General features: G+C 73.3%; 13 protein-coding genes. 1 reads left to right on the top strand and 12 read right to left on the bottom strand.

Going from position 1 to position 19,202, the window contains the following annotated elements; translation table 11 throughout:
• On the top strand, positions 1–1,710 hold a 1,710-nt coding region (locus LCE31_RS17155), incomplete at its 5' end, for a helix-turn-helix transcriptional regulator (protein ID WP_225015154.1).
• Positions 1,711–1,732: 22 nt separating this feature from the next.
• Here the strand turns inward: LCE31_RS17155 and LCE31_RS17150 are convergent.
• The 12 genes from LCE31_RS17150 to LCE31_RS17095 all read right to left on the bottom strand — a co-directional run.
• Positions 1,733–2,023: a DUF6191 domain-containing protein gene (locus LCE31_RS17150; RefSeq protein WP_263631961.1), complete on the bottom strand. Its 291-nt coding sequence runs from the start codon at positions 2,021–2,023 to the stop codon at positions 1,733–1,735.
• A gap of 34 nt (positions 2,024–2,057) precedes the next feature.
• Positions 2,058–3,242: a PQQ-dependent sugar dehydrogenase gene (locus LCE31_RS17145; RefSeq protein ID WP_225015152.1), complete on the bottom strand. Its 1,185-nt coding sequence runs from the start codon at positions 3,240–3,242 to the stop codon at positions 2,058–2,060.
• A gap of 174 nt (positions 3,243–3,416) precedes the next feature.
• Positions 3,417–4,451 carry an aldo/keto reductase gene (locus LCE31_RS17140; RefSeq protein ID WP_225015151.1) on the bottom strand — a complete coding sequence of 345 codons (1,035 nt, stop codon included), beginning with the start codon at positions 4,449–4,451 and terminating at the stop codon, positions 3,417–3,419.
• A 176-nt stretch (positions 4,452–4,627) separates the two neighbouring features.
• Complete coding sequence (serA, locus tag LCE31_RS17135) at positions 4,628–6,220, bottom strand: phosphoglycerate dehydrogenase (protein WP_225015150.1); 1,593 nt, start codon at positions 6,218–6,220, stop codon at positions 4,628–4,630.
• 329 nt (positions 6,221–6,549) lie between these two features.
• Positions 6,550–7,551 (bottom strand): ketol-acid reductoisomerase, encoded by a 1,002-nt coding sequence (gene ilvC / locus LCE31_RS17130; protein ID WP_225015149.1) that lies wholly within the window; start codon positions 7,549–7,551, stop codon positions 6,550–6,552.
• A gap of 124 nt (positions 7,552–7,675) precedes the next feature.
• Entirely contained in the window at positions 7,676–8,203 is a 528-nt protein-coding gene (gene ilvN / locus LCE31_RS17125; RefSeq protein ID WP_225015148.1) for an acetolactate synthase small subunit, read from the bottom strand.
• A gap of 45 nt (positions 8,204–8,248) precedes the next feature.
• Complete coding sequence (locus LCE31_RS17120; RefSeq protein ID WP_225015147.1) at positions 8,249–10,114, bottom strand: acetolactate synthase large subunit; 1,866 nt, start codon at positions 10,112–10,114, stop codon at positions 8,249–8,251.
• Positions 10,115–10,334: 220 nt separating this feature from the next.
• The gene (locus LCE31_RS17115; protein ID WP_225015146.1) at positions 10,335–13,418 is read right to left on the bottom strand and encodes a putative bifunctional diguanylate cyclase/phosphodiesterase; all 3,084 of its coding nucleotides are present in this window, start codon (positions 13,416–13,418) and stop codon (positions 10,335–10,337) included.
• A gap of 260 nt (positions 13,419–13,678) precedes the next feature.
• Positions 13,679–14,626 (bottom strand): 2-hydroxyacid dehydrogenase, encoded by a 948-nt coding sequence (locus tag LCE31_RS17110; protein ID WP_225015145.1) that lies wholly within the window; start codon positions 14,624–14,626, stop codon positions 13,679–13,681.
• 177 nt (positions 14,627–14,803) lie between these two features.
• Positions 14,804–15,373 carry a hypothetical protein gene (locus tag LCE31_RS17105; protein ID WP_225015144.1) on the bottom strand — a complete coding sequence of 190 codons (570 nt, stop codon included), beginning with the start codon at positions 15,371–15,373 and terminating at the stop codon, positions 14,804–14,806.
• 97 nt (positions 15,374–15,470) lie between these two features.
• Positions 15,471–18,416, bottom strand: a complete 2,946-nt coding sequence (locus LCE31_RS17100) for a glycoside hydrolase family 2 TIM barrel-domain containing protein (RefSeq protein ID WP_225015143.1) — start codon at positions 18,414–18,416, stop codon at positions 15,471–15,473.
• A gap of 358 nt (positions 18,417–18,774) precedes the next feature.
• Positions 18,775–19,202 (bottom strand): PucR family transcriptional regulator (locus tag LCE31_RS17095; protein ID WP_225015142.1); only part of this gene is annotated, 428 nt, incomplete at its 5' end.

The raw sequence follows: 19,202 nt of genomic DNA, 5'->3' as shown, positions 1-19,202 counted from the left end.
CCCCCGGGGGCCCCGGGGGGGCCCCCCCCGGCGCCCCCCCGGGGGGGCGCCCCCCCCGGCGGGGGGGCCCGCCCCCCCCCCCCCCGCCCCCCCCGCGCGGGCCCCCCCCGGGGGGGGGGCCACCGCGAACGCGCCCTCGCCATCGCGAAGAAGGCGCTGCGCATCCTCGACGAGGACACCTCGAGCCCCCGGCCGGACCGCGACGACAAGGACAGCCTGCGCGCCGCGTGGTTCTGGCTCCAGCGCTCGAACCTGACGCAGGACCTCGACCGCGGTGACGGCTCGTACGAACTCGGCGTCGCGCAGAAGCTGACCCGCGGCCTGCCGCCGTCCGCCGTCCACGCCGAGGTCCACAGCAGGGCCGCCACCTGGGGTGCCCTGCACCGGCCGGGGCCCGAGGCGCTGGCCGCGGCCGACCGCGCCGTCGAGTACGCGCGCCTCGTCGGCGCCGAGTACACCGAGTTGCAGGCCCGCCTCACGCACGGCTGGCTCGTCGCCGACGCCGGCGGCGTCGAGGACGGCCTCGCCGAGATGTACGAGGTGCGGGAGCGCGCGGAGGCGCTCGGCGCGATCGAACTCACGGGCCGCGTCAGCACCAACCTGCCGTCCACGCTGGAGAGCGTCGGCCGGTCCGCAGAGGCGGTGGCCGCGGCCCGGGCCGGGATCGCGGCGACCCGCTCGCTCGGCCTCGCCCACCAGGAGGCGTGGACGCGCTCGAACCTGGCGCGCTCGCTGTTCTCCCTGGGCCGCTGGGACGAGGCGGAGGCCGCGCTCGACGCCGTCGACGAGGAACGCGACACCCCCAAGGTGCGCGGCATGTTCGCCACCGGCCGGGCCGAACTCGCCCTCGCCCGCGGGGACCTCGCCGAGGCGGGGCGCCAAGTGGAGCGGGCGCGCGCCGCGTTCGGCACCCACGACCCGCAGCCCCAGCACTTCATCACGGCCGCCAGGCTCGCCATGGCCATCGCGGGCAGGCAGGGCAGACTGGCCGACGCACGCGCCGAGTTCGCGGGGGTCGCCGGGGGCGGATTCGGGCTCGGCACACAGCGGTACGCGCTGCCGCTGCTCGTCACGGCCGCCGCGATCGAGGCCGACCACCGGGGCGGACCCGGCGCGGAGGAGGGCCGGGCCGCGGTTCTGGCGGCCGTCGGCGCCCACGCGAAACACCTGCCGGCGGCCGTACCGGTCTGGCAGGCGTACGCCCTGATGCTGGACGCGGAACGGGCGAGGGCAGCGGGGGACGCGGCGCCCGAACTGTGGGCGCGTGCGAGCGCCGCGTTCGAGGCCCTGGACCGGCCCTACGAGCTGGCCCGGGCCCGGCTGCGGCACGCCGGCGCCCTGCTGGAGACGCACGCGGACCGTGGAGATGTCGCGGCGCTGCTGGCCGGGGCCCATGCTGCGGCCAGGTCCCTGGGTGCCCGCCCGCTCGCCGAGGACGTGGAACTGCTGGCCGGCCGGGCCCGCGTCACGCTCGGCGCGCCCACGGCCCCCGCGGCCGGTGGGCCGGCCGGGTCCCTGGGCCTGACCCCGCGCGAGCGGGACGTGCTGCGCCTGGTCGCGGAGGGGCTGAGCAACCGCGGGATCGCGGAGAAGCTGTACATCTCGCCGAAGACCGCGAGCGTGCACGTCTCCAACATCCTCGCGAAACTGGGCGTCTCCGGCCGCACGGAAGCCGCTGCGACGGCCCACCGCCTGGGCCTGTTCACCTGACGCGCTGCGGCGGGGATCGTCGCTAGGCGCCCTGCGGCGGCAGCGCCCCGGCCCCCGGCTCCGACCCGGCCTCAGCCTCCGCGCCCGTGGGCGGAACCCCGTCGTCCGGGGACGACGGCGCCGCGGGCGCTGCCTCCGCCCGCGGGGGCTCCTCGTCCGCGACGGGCCGGGGGCGGATCGTGACCTTGCCCGAGGCCAGGTCTATCGGCCCGCGGCCGGGGTCCGAGCCGTCCACGTCGACCCGGCTCAGCTCCAGCCTCTTCTGCTCCTCCGCCGTGTGTTTCCTGCCCGGCGCGAAGAGGTCCTCGATCATGTTGAACACGGCCTGCCCGCCTCCTGCTCTCGGCTCAGCGCACCTTCAGCAGGAGGACCCTGTCGTCGCCCCGCTTCGGCGTGCCCCGCGTGTCGGTGTTGCTCGTCACCAGCCACAACGTGTCGGCTCCGGCCGAGAGCACCGTTCGCAGGCGGCCGTACTTCCCCTTCAGGAACGCCTGGGGTGCCCCGGCGGATTCCCGGCCGTCCAGCGGGATGCGCCACAGCCGCCCGCCGCGCAGCGACGCCATCCAGATCGAACCGTCCACGTACGCGATGCCACTGGGCGACGCCTCGTCGGGGTGCCACTGCTCCAGCGGGTCGGTGAAGCCCGCCTTGTGGCCCTTGCCCTCGACCGTGGGCCAGCCGTAGTTCCTGCCGGGCTGGATCAGGTTCAGCTCGTCCCAGGTGTCCTGCCCGAACTCCGACGCCCACAGCCGCCCGGCCCGGTCCCAGGCGAGGCCCTGCACATTGCGGTGGCCGAGGTCGTAGACGACGGACCCCTTGAACGGATTGCCGGGGGCGGGCGCGCCGTCCGGTGTCATCCGGAGGATCTTGCCGCCGAGCGACGCCTTGTCCTGCGACTTCGCGCCGTCACCGGATTCGCCGGTCCCCGCGTACAGCATCCCGTCCGGGCCGAACGCGATCCGCCCGCCGTTGTGCACGAACCCCTTGGGGATGCCCCGCAGGATCGTGTCGGGCGCGCCGAGCTGCTGCCCCGCCTGCATGGCCGGGTCATACGTCATACGCGCGATGCGGTTGTCGGACTGCGTAGTGAAATACGCGTAGACCAGATGGTTCCTGGCGAACGACGGCGACAGCGCGATCCCGAGCAGCCCGCCCTCGCCGGCGGGGGAGACCCCGGAGACCTTGCCCAGCTCGGTCTTCGCGCCGGTGCGCCGGCTGATCCGGGTGATCGTGCCCTCGTCGCGCGACGACACCAGCAGGTCGCCGCCGGGCAGCGCCGCGAGTCCCCACGGCGACTTCAGGTTCTCGGTCAGGGTGGAGAGGACCCGTACGGAGCCCTTCGCGGGCGGCACGCTCGGCGACGCGGCAGGGGCGGAGGCGGAGGCGGCGCCCGCGCCGGACGGGGCGGACGACGCGGCGCGGTGCGCGCCCGCGCCGGGCCCGCCGCCCGGGCCGGAGCCCGATCCGCCGCATCCGGTGGCCACGAGGAGCACGACGGCGGCTGCGGCCGTCGGCAGTGCGGTACGTCGCACGGCTTGCCCGTCCCTTCCGACTCAGGGCGGTGGCGGCGGGAGCACCGGTCACCTGCCCCTACTGTCGCGCAGGAACCCTCCTCGGCGCAGCCGACGCACGCGATCGCCGCCGTCCGCATGCCGTCCGCGCCCCTGCCGGGCCGCTTCCGCCGTTCTCAGCCGCCGCCCCGGCCGTCAGTCCCAGGACGCCCGGGCCGGCGGCAGCGCCTCGATGTCGGCCAGGTCCGCCGCCGTGAGCCGCAGATCCGCCGCCCCCGCGTTCTCCACCGCCCACCGCGCCCGCTTCGTGCCCGGCACGGCAACCACCTGACGGCCCTGCCCCAGCACCCAGGCCAGCGCCACCTGGGCGGGTGTCGCGCCGTGCCGCTGGGCGATCCGCCGCACCCCCGCCACCAGCGGCTGGTTCGCGGCCATCATCTCCGCCGTGAAACGCGGGTGCCTGGCCCGTACGTCGTCCTCCTCGAAGCCCTGCCCCGGGGTGAGCGTCCCCGTCAGGAACCCGCTGCCCAGCGGCATCGCCGCCAGGAACCCCACACTGCGCTCCACGCACCACGGCAGCAGCAGCTCCAGCGCCTCGGGCGCCCACACCGACAGCTCGGCCTGGACCGCGCTCACCGGGAACACCTGCTGCATCCGCGCCAACTGCCGTACCGCCGCCGTGTACGGGGCCCCTCTTCCCGGCGGCCGCCCGGCCCGGTCCTGCCGGACCGCCGCGCCCCGGCGGGGGCCGTCCACCAGCCCCACCGCGCACATGCCGAGCGCCCGCACCTTGCCCGCCGTCACCAGCTCGGCCATCGCGCCCCAGGTCTCCTCCACCGGTATCTCCGGGTCGGCGCGGTGCAGTTGGTACAGGTCGATCACATCGGTGCGCAGCCGCCGCAGCGACGCGTCGCAGGCCCGCCGCACATACTCGGGCCGCCCGTCGGCCACCAGGTGCTGGTCCCCGACGAGCAGTCCGCACTTGGTCGACACGAACGCGTCCGCCCGCCGCTTCGCCAGCACCCGGCCGAGCAGCAGCTCGTTGGTGAAGGGCCCGTACATGTCCGCCGTGTCCAGCAGGTCCACCCCGGCGTCGAGCGCCGCGTGCACCGCGCGCTCCGACATCTCGCCCCGCCGCTGCGAGCGGCTGTACGCCCAGCTCATCGGCATGCACCCGAGCCCGACCGCGCCCGCACCGAGCACGCCCGCGCCGATCGTCCTGCGCTCCACCTGCGAGAACCCCTCCTCACCTGCCCCGCCGGGGGACCCTCCCAGTCAACCTCATCATGATCGCTTCGCGTCAGAGAGGTCCCGCCGGCCGCCTCGCGGGCCGCGCTTCGCCGGGAACGGCCGAGGGGCCCGGCGCGCGGCCGGGCCCCTCGGAAGGTGCGAACGTACGGTGCGGGTCAGTCCGTTAGATTGACCGAACGCGCCGACGCGGCGCCGATCTCCTCGGAGATCTCCGTGAGCACCGGCTGCGGCACATTGTCGTCCACCGTGAGCACGACGAGGGCCTCGCCGCCCTCCTCGGCGCGCGACACCTGCATGCCCGCGATGTTGAGCCCCGCCTCACCGAGAATCCGGCCGACCGTGCCGACCACGCCGGGACGGTCCTCGTAGCGCAGCACGACCATGTGGTCGGCGAGCGCCACGTCCACGTCGTAGTCGCCGATCGCGACGACCTTGAGCAGGTGCTTCGGCCCCGCCAGCGTGCCGGAGACCGAGACCTCCTCGCCGCCCGCGAGCGTGCCGCGCACCGTCACCACGTTGCGGTGGTTGGGCGACTCGCTCGACGTCGTCAGCCGCACTTCGACGCCGCGCTCCTGCGCGAACAGCGGCGCGTTGACGTAGCTGACCGTCTCCGCGACGACATCCTCGAACACGCCCTTCAGCGCCGAGAGTTCGAGCACCTTCACATCGTGCTGCGTGATCTCGCCGTACACCTCGACATCGAGCCGGACCGCGACCTCGCCCGCGAGCGCGGTGAAGATCCGGCCCAGCTTCTCCGCCAGCGGCAGGCCGGGACGCACGTCCTCGGCGATCACACCGCCCTGCACATTGACCGCGTCCGGCACCAGCTCACCGGCCAGCGCCAGGCGGACGGACTTGGCGACCGAGACGCCCGCCTTCTCCTGCGCCTCGTCGGTGGAGGCGCCCAGGTGCGGCGTCGCGACGACCTGGTCGAACTCGAACAGCGGGGAGTCCGTACACGGTTCCTTCGCGTACACGTCGAGGCCCGCGCCCGCGACCCGGCCCTCCTTGAGGGCCGACGCCAGCGCCTCCTCGTCCACGATCCCGCCGCGCGCCGCGTTGACGATGCGGACGGTCGGCTTGACCTTGTGCAGCGCCTCGTCGCCGATCAGGCCGAGCGTCTCCGGCGTCTTCGGCAGGTGCACCGTGATGAAGTCGGCCGCTTCGAGCAGCTCGTCCAGCGTCACGAGCTTCACGCCCAACTGCGCGGCGCGCGCGGGCTGCACGTACGGGTCGTACGCGACGATCTTCATGCCGAACGCCGACATGCGCTGCGCGACCAGCAGGCCGATACGGCCGAGGCCGACGACGCCGAGCACCTTCTCGCTCAGCTCGACGCCCGTGTACTTGGAGCGCTTCCACTCGCCGTTCTTCAGCGCGCCGTTGGCCTGCGGGATGTTGCGCGCGCTGGAGATCAGCAGACCGCAGGCCAGCTCGGCGGCGGTGATGATGTTCGACGTCGGCGCGTTGACCACCATGACGCCCGCCTTGGTGGCGGCGGGCACGTCCACGTTGTCGAGACCGACGCCGGCCCTGGCGACGACCTTCAACCTGCGGGCCGCGGCCACGGCCTCGGCGTCGACCTTGGTGGCCGAACGGATCAGGATCGCGTCGACGTCGGCGATCGCGGACAGCAGCTGACCGCGGTCGGCGCCGTTGCAGTGCCTGATCTCGAAGTCGGGTCCCAGGGCGTCGACGGTGGCGGGTGACAACTCTTCAGCGATGAGTACGACCGGTTTATCGCTCACGTGTGTCCTCACAAGTCCCATGGCGGACGGCCGTCCCAACGGCCGCATGCGGTGGAGGGGTACTGGGGGCGGGTCGGCTCGGCACGACCTTTCCAGATCATGACGGCACACCCTCGTCCGCGTGAAAGACGCACGACGCTGTGGGCCCGACGCGTGTGTGCAGAGTCTAGTGCTGATGCCCGGGAGCAGCTCCCACCCGAGCGGGAGGATCACTCATACGTGCATACTTCACGTACAGTACGGCGCCCGCGTCTGCCGCACGGGCATGGGCACGGGCCCGCCGGCGCCGCACGCGGCGGTGGGGCGGTACCCGTGCCCGGAGCCCGGGCTCAGGCCTCGTCGTCGTCCACCCAGCTCATGAGCTTGCGCAGCTCGGCGCCCGTGGTCGCGAGCAGGCCCTCGGCGTCGGCCTTCTTGTACTCGTTGTACTTCTTCAGACCGCCGTGGTACTCGTCCATCCAGGTCTTGGCGAACGAACCGTCCTGGATCTCGCCCAGGATCTTCTTCATCTCGGCCTTGGTCTGGTCGTTGATGATGCGCGGACCCGAGACGTAGTCGCCCCACTCGGCGGTCTCGGAGACCGACCAGCGCATCTTCTCCAGGCCGCCCTCGTACATGAGGTCCACGATCAGCTTCAGCTCGTGCAGGCACTCGAAGTACGCGATCTCCGGCTGGTAGCCGGCCTCGACCAGCGTCTCGAAGCCCGCCTTCACCAGCGCGGAGGTGCCGCCGCACAGCACGGCCTGCTCGCCGAACAGGTCGGTCTCGGTCTCCTCGGTGAACGTCGTTTTGATGACGCCCGCGCGCGTGCCGCCGATGCCCTTGGCGTACGCGAGCGCCAGCTCCAGGCCCTTGCCCGACGGGTTCTGCTCGACGGCCACGATGCACGGAACGCCGCGGCCCTCCTCGTACTGGCGGCGCACCAGGTGCCCGGGGCCCTTCGGCGCGACCATGCAGACGTCGACGTTGGCCGGCGGCTTGATGAAGTCGTAGCGGATGTTCAGGCCGTGACCGAAGAAGATCGCGTCACCGTCCTTGAGGTTGTCCTTGATGGACTCCTCGTAGACCTGCGCCTGGATCGGGTCCGGCACCAGGATCATGATGACGTCGGCCTCGGCGGACGCCTCGGCGGGCGTCACCACGCGCAGCCCCTGCTCCTCGGCCTTCGCCCTGGACTTGGAGCCCTCGTGCAGGCCGACTCGCACATCCACACCGGAGTCGCGCAGCGACAGCGCGTGGGCGTGGCCCTGGCTGCCGTAGCCGATGACCGCGACCTTGCGGTTCTGGATGATGGACAGGTCGGCGTCGTCGTCGTAGAACAGCTCGGCCACGGGTTCTTCTCCTTGTTGACTGTGGTGCTGGTGGTGCGTGCCCCACCGTACGGCGGGGCCGCCGGTGGGGGACTGCCGGTCTCGCCATGCGGTCCGGCGGGACGAGCGTGCCGTTCGGCGACGCTCAGGCGGTGCGGTCCAGAGCGCGCAGGCTGCGGTCCGTGATGGACCGGGCGCCGCGCCCTATGGCGATCGTGCCGGACTGCACGAGCTCCTTGATTCCGTACTGTTCGAGCATCTTGAGCATGGCGCCCAGCTTCTCGCTGGAGCCGGTGGCCTCGATGGTGACGGCCTCCGGCGAGACGTCCACGGTCTTGGCTCGGAACAGCTGGACGATCTCGACGATCTGGCTGCGGGTCTCGTTGTCGGCGCGGACCTTCACCAGGACGAGCTCGCGCTGGATCGCAGCGCCGGGCTCCAGTTCGACGATCTTCAGGACGTTCACCAGCTTGTTGAGCTGTTTCGTCACCTGCTCCAGAGGCAGGTCCTCGACATTCACCACGATCGTGATGCGGGAGATGTCGGGATGTTCGGTGACACCGACCGCGAGCGAGTCGATGTTGAAGCCCCGGCGGGAGAACAGGGCGGCGATCCTCGCGAGGATACCGGGCGTGTCCTCGACCAGGACGGAGAGCGTGTGCTTCGTGGACATGGGAGTCTCTCTGGGTCTCTCGTCGCGGCTGTCGGGTCGGTGGGTTCAGTCGTCGGAGGCGTCACCGAAGTCGGGACGGACGCCGAGCGCGGCCATGATCTCGTCGTTCGAGGTGCCGGCGGCGACCATCGGCCACACCATCGCGTCCTCGTGGACGATGAAGTCGACCACCACGGGACGGTCGTTGATCGCGTTGGCCTTGGCGATCACCGCGTCCAGTTCGTCCGGCGACTCGCAGCGCAGTCCCACGCAGCCCATGGCCTCCGACAGCTTGACGAAGTCCGGCACCCGCGTGCCGCTGCTCGGCCGGCTCGCCGTGTCGCTGCCGTCGCGCAGGGTCGTGTTCGAGTAGCGCTGGTTGTAGAAGAGGTTCTGCCACTGGTGCACCATGCCGAGGACGCCGTTGTTGATGATGGCGACCTTGATCGGGATGTTGTTGAGCGCGCAGGTGGTCAGTTCCTGGTTGGTCATCTGGAAGCAGCCGTCGCCGTCGATCGCCCAGACCGTGCGGCCGGGCTGCCCCGCCTTCGCGCCCATCGCGGCCGGCACCGCGTAGCCCATCGTCCCCGCGCCGCCCGAGTTCAGCCAGGTCGAGGGGGAGTCGTAGTCGATGAAGTGCGCCGCCCACATCTGGTGCTGGCCGACACCCGCCGCGTACACGGTGCCCTCGGGCGCGAGCTCCCCGATGCGCTGGATGACGTGCTGCGGCGAGAGGGAGCCGTCCCCCGGCTCGTCGTAGCCGAGCGGATACGTCTGCCGCCAGCGGTCCAGGTCCTTCCACCACGCCTGGTAGCCGGTGGCCGCCGCGTCGCCGACGGCGCCCGCCGTGTGCTCGGCCTGCACCGCCTGCACCAGGTCCGCCAGCACCTCCCTGGCGTCCCCGACGATCGGCACGTCCGCCGCCCGGTTCTTCCCGATCTCCGCGGGGTCGATGTCCGCGTGCACGATCTTGGCGTACGGCGCGAAGCTGTCCAGCTTGCCCGTGACGCGGTCGTCGAACCGGGCGCCGAGCGCGACGATCAGGTCAGCCTTCTGCAGGGCGGTGACCGCCGTGACGGAGCCGTGCATGCCCGGCATGCCCACATGCTGCGGGTGGGTGTCGGGGAAGGCGCCGAGCGCCATCAGCGTCGTGGTGACGGGCGCCTTCGTCAGCTCGGCGAGGACCCTGAGCTCCGCCGTGGCACCGGACTTGATGACGCCGCCGCCCACGTACAGCACCGGGCGCTTCGCCTGCGTGATGAGCTTCGCCGCCTCGCGGATCTGCTTCGCGTGCGGCTTCGTGACCGGCCGGTAGCCGGGCAGGTCGAGCACGGGCGGCCAGGAGAACGTGGTCCTTGCCTGGAGCGCGTCCTTGGCGATGTCGACGAGGACCGGGCCCGGGCGGCCCGTGCCCGCGATGTGGAACGCCTCCGCGATGGTCCGCGGGATGTCCTTCGCCTCCCGGACCAGGAAGTTGTGCTTCGTGACCGGCATCGTGATGCCGACGATGTCCGCCTCCTGGAAGGCGTCCGTGCCGATCGCCTTCGAGGCGACCTGGCCGGTGATCGCGACGATCGGCACCGAGTCCATGTGCGCGTCGGCGATCGGTGTCACCAGGTTGGTGGCGCCGGGACCCGATGTCGCCATGCACACCCCGACCTTGCCGGTGGCCTGCGCGTAACCGACGGCCGCGTGGCCGGCACCCTGCTCGTGGCGGACGAGTACGTGCCGGACACGTGTCGAGTCCATCATCGGGTCGTACGCCGGGAGGATCGCCCCACCGGGGATGCCGAAGACGGTGTCGGCACCCACCTCCTCCAGCGAGCGGATCAGGGACTGCGCGCCCGTGACGTGTTCGACGGTGGCGGAAGGCGCTCCGCCGCTACGGGCCCGCGGCTGCGGATGGTGGGCCCCGGTGGCCTGCTCGGTCATCGGCTTCTCTTCTCAGGGCTTGGATGGTGCGAGGTGTTTTGTTGGGATTCTGCGGGTGCCGGTGCAACAAAAAACCCCCCGTGCCGTAGGGCAAGCGAGGGGAGCGCGTCGGTGAGGGTCCGCGGAGCCGGTTCAGGGCTCTGCTTCAGCCGACGCGCTGTCCAAGTACGAGGATTCGGGTGCGCATGGCACAGACCATCCTCCCGGCGCGCCCCATGTGTCAAGTGGGTGGGACCGGCGTCTCAGTATTCGAGCGGACCGGCGCGAGCGGGAACCGCTCACCGGGCAGCGGGCGCGACTTGAGCGCCGAGAGCGAGCCCGTCAGCAGCCCACCGGCCGCCGCGCCGGGAACACTTGGCGCGCACACCCCGACCGCTCCCGGGGGGCCGAGAGGGCTCCCCGCGGCGCCCGTCCCCTGGGTGCCGGCGGCCACCGGCACTCCGAGGGGGCCGGGGGCATCGCCGCGACCGTGCGCACCGTGCCCGCCCTGCGCCCCTGCGGGAAGGGGCGGGACGGGGGCGCCCTGCGCCCCGGCGGTGCCGTACGCGGAGCCCGCGTCGGAGTCCGCGGGCACCGGGTAGTGGCCCCGGCCCAGCGCACGGCGCAGCCGCTGCTCGTCCAGCGGTCCCGCGAACGCGGCGCCCTGGCCGTGCGTACAGCCGAGGTTCCGCAGCGCCAGGACCTGGTCCGGGCGGTCCACGCCGTCCGCCACGGAGTACATGCCGAGGTCGCAGGCGATGCGCAGCAGCCCCGCGGTGATCCGGTGGAGCCGCGGGGAGTCGGCGATGCCCTCCACCAGGCCCCGGTCCAGCTTCAGCACGTCGAGCGGCAGTCTGTGTAAGGCGTGGATGGCCGAGAAGCCGCTGCTGAACCCGTCGAGCGCGATCCGCACGCCGAGGCGGCGCAGCCCCCGCAACCGCTGTTCCAGCTCGTCCGGGTCGACGCCGCGGTCGGCGTCGGACAGCTCGATCATCAGCGAACCCGCCGGCAGCCTGTGCCGCCCCAGCAGGGCCTCCACGGAGTCGAGCCGGGGCGGCCGGTCCAGCAGCCGCCGGGCGGGCAGCCGTACGACCACCGGCGAGCGCAGCCCCGAGGACCGGCCCCGCTCGGCGGTACGCTCCACGGCGTCGTCGAGCAGCCGGTACCCGAACTCCGCGGTCCGCTCGTGGTCGTGGTCGTCGGCGATCCGCAGGAACTCGGCCGGGGTGAACAGCAGCCCGTGCGGGGCCCGCCAGCGCGGCTGGGCGGTCACGGCGGAGATGCGGCCCGTCGTGAGGTTCACCACAGGCTGGTGGAGCAGGGTGAACTCGCCCTCGTGCAGCGCGGTGCGGACGCGTCCCGCCAGGCGGGCACCGCGCACGGCCTCGGAGCGCAGCTGCGGCACGTAGAGCTCGACGCGGTTCTTGCCCGCGGCCTTGGCGCGGTACATCGCCAGGTCGGCGTTGCGCATCAGGTCCGCGGGGGCGGACCCCGCCTCGGCGAACGCGACCCCGATCGACGCCGCGACGCGCACCTCGTCCTCTCCGACGCGGTACGGCTGCGACAGCGTGAGGCGCAGCCGCTCCGCGATCTCCTGGACGGTCCTCTCCCGGTCCGCCCGCGACGCCTGGCCCCCGCTGTCGCCGCCGAGGATGAGGGCGGCGAACTCGTCGCCGCCGAGCCGCGCGGCGGTGTCGCCCGCGCGCACGGAGGCCTGGAGCCGCCGGGCCGCGCGGATCAGCAGCTCGTCCCCGGCCTGGTGGCCGAGGCGGTCGTTGACGCCCTTGAAGCCGTCCAGATCGATGAAGAGGACCGCCGTGCCCGCGTCCCCGGCGCGCCGCCCCGACAGCGCCCGCCCCACCCGGGCGGTGAACAGGGCCCTGTTGGGCAGGTCCGTGAGCGGGTCGTGCTCCGCGTTGTGCTGCAACTGGGCCTGGAGGCGCACCCGTTCCGTGACATCGCGGCTGTTGAAGATCAGCCCGTCCTCGTGGCGGTTGACCGTCGACTCGACATTGAGCCAGTCGCCGCCGCCCGACCTGAACCGGTACTCGACCCGTGCGCTGGCCTCGCGCGCCGGCGGGGCGGCGAGGAACCTGCGCACCTCGTGGAGGACCTTCCCCAGGTCGGCGGGGTGGATCAGGGAGGCGAGCTCCTCGCCCTCCAGCTCCTGGGCGTCCCGGCCGTACACGCCGGAGGCCGCGGGGCTGACGTACCGCAGCACCCCCGACGGCGCGGCGATCATGATGACGTCGCTCGACCCCTGCACGAGGGAGCGGAAGTGGTTCTCCTTCTGGGCCAGTTCCTGGGTGAGCGCGACATGGTCGACCAGCATGATGCCCTGGCGCACGACGAGCGCGAGCACCACGGTGCAGCCGGTGAGGATCACGACCCGGTCGACCTGGTGGCCGAGGACCGCCGTGTAGAGGATGCCGAGCGTGCAGACCGCGGCGGACAGGTACGGGGCGAGCGCGGCGATCGACCTGGCGAGGCGGCGGCGCTTGCGCGCCGGCCTGCGCCGGGGCACGTCGGGCAGGTGCCGCACGCCCCAGGGCGCGTACGCGAGGAGCAGTGAGCCGGCGAACCAGCCCGCGTCGAGGAGCTGGCCCGAGTGGTAGTCGGCGCGCAGCAGCGGCGAGGTGAACAGCCCGTCGCACAGCACGGTCAGGGCGAGCGCGCTGATCACCGTGTTGACCGCGGTGCGACTCGCCGTGTGCCGGAAATGAAGCGCGAGCACCATGCTCACGAGCACGATGTCCAGCAGGGGATAGGCCAGCGCGAGCGCGGACTGGGCGACGCTCGGCCCGTCGACGCGGGCCGTGTGGGCGAGCGCGAGGCTCCAGGACAGTGTCAGCAGGGAACCGCCGATCAGCCAGGCGTCGAGCGCGAGGCAGACCCATCCGGCCTTGGTGGAGGGGCGCTTGGCGAGCACCAGGAGGCCGACGATGGCCGGGGGCGCGAAGCAGAGGAAGAACAGGTCGGCGAGCGACGGCGTGGGCACCGGCTCGCGCAGCACCACCTCGTACCACCCCCACACGGCGTTGCCCCCGGCCGCCATGAAGGACGACAGCGAGAACAGCAGCCACGCGGGCCGGAAGGGGCGCCCGCGCCCGCGTGCGTACAGGAAGCAGGAGACCGCGGCGGTCAGGGCCGCGAGGCTCAGGCCGAAGTCGCCCATGATGACGGCGAGTTCCTGTGATCCCCAGCCCATCGCGGCCCCCGTCGCATAGGAGGCGCAGATGAGGGCGAGCACCAACTGCCCGATCAGCCCGGCATTGCCGGCGCCGGGCGGCCTGGGCCGGTCGAGAAGGATTCCCTCGGCGCTCATCGGTCCACTCCGGGACGTTTCACTCTCGGTTGATCGGTCTCGTCGGTCCATCGGCCGTGCATCGCCCGTCGCCCCCCTCGGATTCTGGTCGCTCCCCGACGCCGCCCCACACGCGACGCAGCCCCCAGATCGGGACGATACACCAGAGTCGTCACTCAGGGACATAGTCTCTCTACTCTCCGTGACGAGCGGGGGTGTGACGGCACCACGGGTCGGGGCAGCTGCGAAGAGTGGTCACGGAGGGGCACTCCGTGACGGGCTCACTCTGTGGTCATTACCACGTTCTGGAGCGCTTCACCCCCGGCGAACCGGGTCAGTTGTGTCAAGAGGAGCCTTTTGGCACGGGGTTCGAAGGCGGAAGTGGAGCCCCCGACATGGGGGCTGACGAGGACGCCGGGCGTATGCCAGAGCGGGTGCCCGGCCGGCAGCGGCTCCGGGTCCGTCACGTCGAGGGCCGCCGTGAGCCGGCCGCTTCCGACCTCCGCGAGCAGGGCCTTCGTGTCGACGACCGGGCCCCGCGCGACGTTGACGAGCAGGGCGCCGCTCTTCATCCGGGAGAACAGATCGGCACCGAAAAGACCCCGGGTCCCGTCCGTCAGCGGAGTGGAGAGGATCACCACATCGGCGTCGGGGAGCAGTGACGGCAGATCCGAGAGCGCGTGGACCGCGCCTCGCGCGGTATCGCGCGCCGAGCGCGCGACGCGCACAACCCGCGCGCACTCGAAGGCCGCGAGCCGGTCCTCGATGGCGGAGCCGATCGACCCGTATCCGATGATCAGCACGGAGCGGTCGGCGAGCGACGGGTAGAAGCCGGAGCGCCACTCCTCGCGGTCCTGCCCCCGGACGAAGCCGGGGATGTCCCGCAGCGAGGCGAGAGTCAGCGCGAGCGCCAGCTCCGCGGTGCTCGCCTCGTGCACGCCCTTCGCGTTGCACAGCCGTACTCCGGCCCGAAGCTCCCCGAGCGCGGGGGCCACATTGTCGACGCCCGCCGACAGTGTCTGCACGACCCGCAGCGAGCGCATCGCGGCCAGCGGCCGGACGGCGGTCTCCGGCCCCTTCAGATACGGGACGACGTAGAAGGCGCAGTCCGCGGGGTCGGCGGGGTACTCGTCCTCGCCGTCCCAGAACCGGTAGGTGAGGTCCTCGGGAAGCCCCGCTATCTCGTCGGCGGCGTACGGGAGCCATACCTCGCGTGTCTCAGTGCTCATGGTCGCAAAGGCTATGCCACGGCCCCGGTCGGACAGGGGGAGAGCATCCGCCTGCCCGGTACCGTGGCGCGCGGTCCTGCAGGCGCGCGCCCCGCGTCGGCCCGCGCTCCCCTGCTCCCCGCGTCGCGTGCCCGTGTCGGCGGCACGGGGGCGGCGACCGCTCCCGTGCCCGGCGCGTCAGCGGCGCGTCCGGGCTCCGGTCCCGGTGCGCCTCGTGCGCCCGGCCGCGCCCCCCGGTGCCGACGGCCTCGCCACCGGATGCGGCCAGGTGAGCGTGAGGCCGCCGCCGGCCGGCAGGGCGTGCCAGTCGTCCGCGAAGACGTCGAGGCGGGCGGCGATGCGGCGCAGGAGGGCCCGGTCCTCCGTGACGTCCGCGAGCCACACGGGGAGCTCCACCAGCCGGCCGTGGCGGACCCGCCACTGCCCCTGGCACAGCGCCGCCAGGCGCTCCGAGCGCGCCATGTCCGCGTGCTGGGCGGGGGTGAGCGAGCGGCGGGACTCGCGGCGCGCCTGGCGCCGGCGCCGCGCGGGGTCCTCGGGCCAGAAGATGTTGCTGTGCCCCGCGGCGATCCGGCCGAAGGCGCCGCCGGTCAGCCCCGCCTCGGCCTCGACGAGGAAGTGCACGGCGTCGTGCGGCAGATGGTCGTCGTAGCCGGGGCCGCCCCGGGGTGCCAGGACCGGCCCGTGGGCGCGGACCACCGTCATCTCGTAGCGCCTGCCGGGGAGTTTGCGGAACGTGACGTCCATGGCGCGGGATCGTAGCCGCGCGGCCCGCCCGCGGCACGCGGTTTTACGGCGCGCCTGGCCGTGCGGAGGCCCCGCACGGCCGCGCGCCCGGCGGCGGTTACCCGCCCAGCGCGCTGAACGTCAGTGTGAACGTCGCCCTGCGCGCGTGCAGCCGGTAACGCGGCAGCACGCCCGGCCCGCAGGCGGCCGAACCCAGGCCGAACTGCGCCAGGTCCAGGTTGAGGTGGATCACCTCGCCCGGCACCAGGTCCGTGGTGTGCCGCGCCGCGTCCAGTTCCTCCGTCGTCCAGCGGCGGGCCGCGAAGTCGAAGACCGGCTCGCCCTCGACGCGCAGGCCCGTGCCGTCGGGGGCGCTCAGGGTCAGCCACCTGGCGTCCACCCGGTTGCCGTTCTCCTGCGGCAGCACGTACGGCGTCTGGAGGGCGTCGACGTCCGCCGCGTGGCGGCCGACGCGCGCCCCCTGCTTGCTGTCCGCGTACGCCTCGCCGGGGCCGCCGCCGAACCACTCGGCCGCGCCGAAGCGGCCCGGCACCGCCATCCGCAGACCGAGCCGCGGCACGGTGCACGGCCAGGTACCGTCCGGTTCGAGCTCGACACGCAGCCGCAGCCGGTCGCCGTGCGCGCTCCAGTGGTAGTCCGCGAGCATGCCGAAGCCGAGCGAGGGCGGCGCCACCCGTGTCCGCACCACCAGCGCGGGGCCCTCGGCGCCCGAGGCCCGCTCCACCGCGGCGACCCGGTGGTGCGCGCGGTGCAGGCCCGCCGCCCGCCACCGGGCCGCCTCCGGGGCGTCGGAGCCCTGGTCGTTGTCGGTCGGCGCGCGCCACAGGTCGAGCCGGGGCCCCTGGACCGGGTGGCCGCCCAGTTCGGTCAGCCTGCCGGTCACCGCGTCGAAGAGCGCGGGGCCGAGCCGCAGCCGTCCAGGGGCCAGGAGCGCCGGGGCCGTCCCCGGTCCCGTCGCGGCCCGGGCCGGCGGCGGCGTGATCAGGACCTGGCCCCAGGCGACCTCGTGCCCCGCAGGCGCCCAGGCCGTGTCCGCCGCCGTCACGGCCGTCACCGTCAGCCAGCTCTCACCCGCAGGCGACGGCAGGTCCGGCAGGGGCACGCGCACGGTCGCACCCGGAGGCGCCTGCGGTATGTCCAGCGGGCCGGCCGCCACCGTGACGCCCTCCTCCTGGAGCGTCCAGGAGAAGGCCAGTGAGGCGAGCCCGACCGTGTCGTGGAGGTTCGTCACCTCCAGTGTCCCGCCGGCCGCCGAGCCGGTGATCCGCACCGGCTCGAAGACCTTCGCGAACTCTCTCAGCGCGGGAGAGGGCCTCCGGTCGGGGAAGACGGCGCCGTCGATGACGAAGTTGCCGTCGTGGATGTCCTCGCCGAAGTCGCCGCCATAGGCGAAGTACGGCCGTCCCGCCGCGTCCTTGCGGGCTATGCCGTGGTCCATCCACTCCCACAGGAAGCCGCCCTGGCACCGCTGATGGCGCTCGAAGAGCTCCCGGTACTCCAGCAGGCCGCCCGCGCCGTTGCCCATGGCGTGCGCGAACTCGCAGAGGATGAAGGGGAGTTCGCGGTGGCGCGGATTGTCGAGCTCGGCGGCGGAGCCCCGGCCGATCGCGTCGACCTCCTCGTGGGAGGCGTACATCCTGCTGTACACGTCGACGTAGTCGCACGCCCGGTCGCCCTCGTAGTGCACGGGGCGTGACGGGTCGCGCTCGTGCGTCCACGCCGCCATGCGGGCCAGGTTGGTGCCCGTGTGGGATTCGTTGCCGAGCGACCACAGCACCACCGACGGGTGGTTCTTGTCCCGCTCGACGGTGCGCCGCATCCGGTCCAGGTGCGCGTCGGACCAGCGCTCGTCGCCGCTCGGGTTGCCCGCCCAGCCCAGCCGCTCGAAGCCGTGCGTCTCCAGGTCGCACTCGTCCACGACCCACAGGCCGTAGCGGTCGCACAGGTCGAGGAACTCCGGGTCCGGCGGATAGTGGCTGGTGCGCACCGCGTTGACGTTGTGCCGCTTCATCAGCTCGATGTCCGCCACGGCGCTCTCGCGCGGCACCGCCCGCCCGTGCTCCGGGTGGAACTCGTGCCGGTTGACCCCACGGAACACGATCCGCCGGCCGTTGACCCGCAGTACGCCGTCCTCGATCGCCACCGTGCGGAAGCCGATCCGCAGCGGCACCCGCTCGGTGTCCGTGTACGCCACGCCCTCGTACAACCGGGGGCTCTCCGCGCTCCACGGCGCCACCCCGGGGACCTCGGCGCGCTCCCCCGCGGGCAGGCCCGCGATGCCCAGTTCCGGCACGTCGATCCGTACCCCCGGGCCCTCCGCCGCCACCATCAGGCCGCCGCTGCCCGCGAGATGGTCGAAGTCCGCGTGCACGTGCAGGTCGCGGACGCCGCCCGGGGGCCTGGCGATCAGGGTCACCGGCCGGAAGATGCCGGACAGCCACCACATGTCCTGGTCCTCCAGGTACGAGCCCGCCGACCACTGGTGCACCCGTACTGCCAGCACGTTGCCGCGCGCCCGCAGCAGCGGGCCCGCCTCGAACTCCGACGGCAGCCTGCTGCCCTTCGTGACGCCGAGCTCGGTCCCGTTCAGCCGCACGAGGCCGCACGAGTCGACCCCGTCGAACCGCAGGACGGCCGGGCCCCGCGGCCAGTCCTCCGGCAGGTCGAACTCCAGCCGGTAGTCGCCCGTCGGGTTGTCGGACGGCACCCGGGGCGGGTCGACGGGAAAGGGATAGTCGACGTTCGTGTACGCGGGGGCGCCGTGGCCGTGCAGCTGCCAGTGCGCGGGGACGGGCAGGTCCGACCAGCCCGCGCCGTCCGACGCGTCGAAGCCGTCGAGTTCGACGCCGTCCGGCGCGGCGCCCGGCGCGGGGGAGAGCCGGAAGCGCCACGTCCCGCACAGGCTGAGCGAGGGCGCGTCGGAGGTGAAGGCGGCGCGCGGCGGCAGTGCGCCCCGCCCCGGGGCGGGGTCCTCGAAGTAGGCGACGGGGCCCCGGGCGTGCGGTCCGCGAGGGGCGTGCGACGCGGAGGCAGAAGTCGACATGCGTTCCTTTCGGTCCTCGGCCGGCGCGGCCGATGCGGGCGGCGCGGGCGGGAGCGGGGCGGCTACGTGACAGACCGTCGGACGTGGGCCGGAGTGTCAGGCGGCCCGGGTCCGCCGTGACCGGACGCGCGCGGACGAAGGCGGACACGGCGAGGGAGCCGTCTGCCGGGACACCCCCGCCGAGCGGGCGACATCGTGGATCGTCACCCTCCGAAACCGCGCCTCTGACGACACCACAGCAGCCTCCCCGACCACCCGCGTACAGACATCAGCGAGTATGACGCCTGCGGTCGCGGCCCGCCGATGCCTGTGGACAACCGCCCGCGGGCACGGCTGGACAACCGCCCGCGAACACGACTTACAGCCGCGCCGACTTCAGCGCCATGTGCAGCAGCAGCCGGTCCTCGCCGTCGGCCAGGTCGAGACCGGTGAGATGCTCGATGCGGGAGAGCCGGTAGTAGAGCGTCTGCCGGTGGATGCCGAGGGCGGCGGCCGTCCGGCTCGCCTGGCCCGCGTGGTCGAGGAACGACTCCGCCGTGCGGACCAGGTCCGCGTGGCCGGGGCCCAGCAGCGGCGCCACCGCCGGGTCGGGGCCCGGCGGCAGCCGGGTGAGCAGGCGGTACGGGCCGATCCCGGTCCACTCGGCCACCGGGCCGAACTCCGGCCGTACGAGCGCGGCGCGGGCCGCGCCGATCGCCTCGTGCCACGCCTCCGGCAGCTCGGCCAGGCCCCGGCGGGGCCGGGGGGGGGGGGGGCCGCGCGGCGCGCCTGGTCGTTCCGGACGAG

The organism is Streptomyces sp. 8L (genome assembly GCF_020176795.1).
Classification (GTDB): Bacteria; Actinomycetota; Actinomycetes; order Streptomycetales; family Streptomycetaceae; genus Streptomyces.
This window is presented reverse-complemented; position numbering and strand designations above follow the sequence as displayed.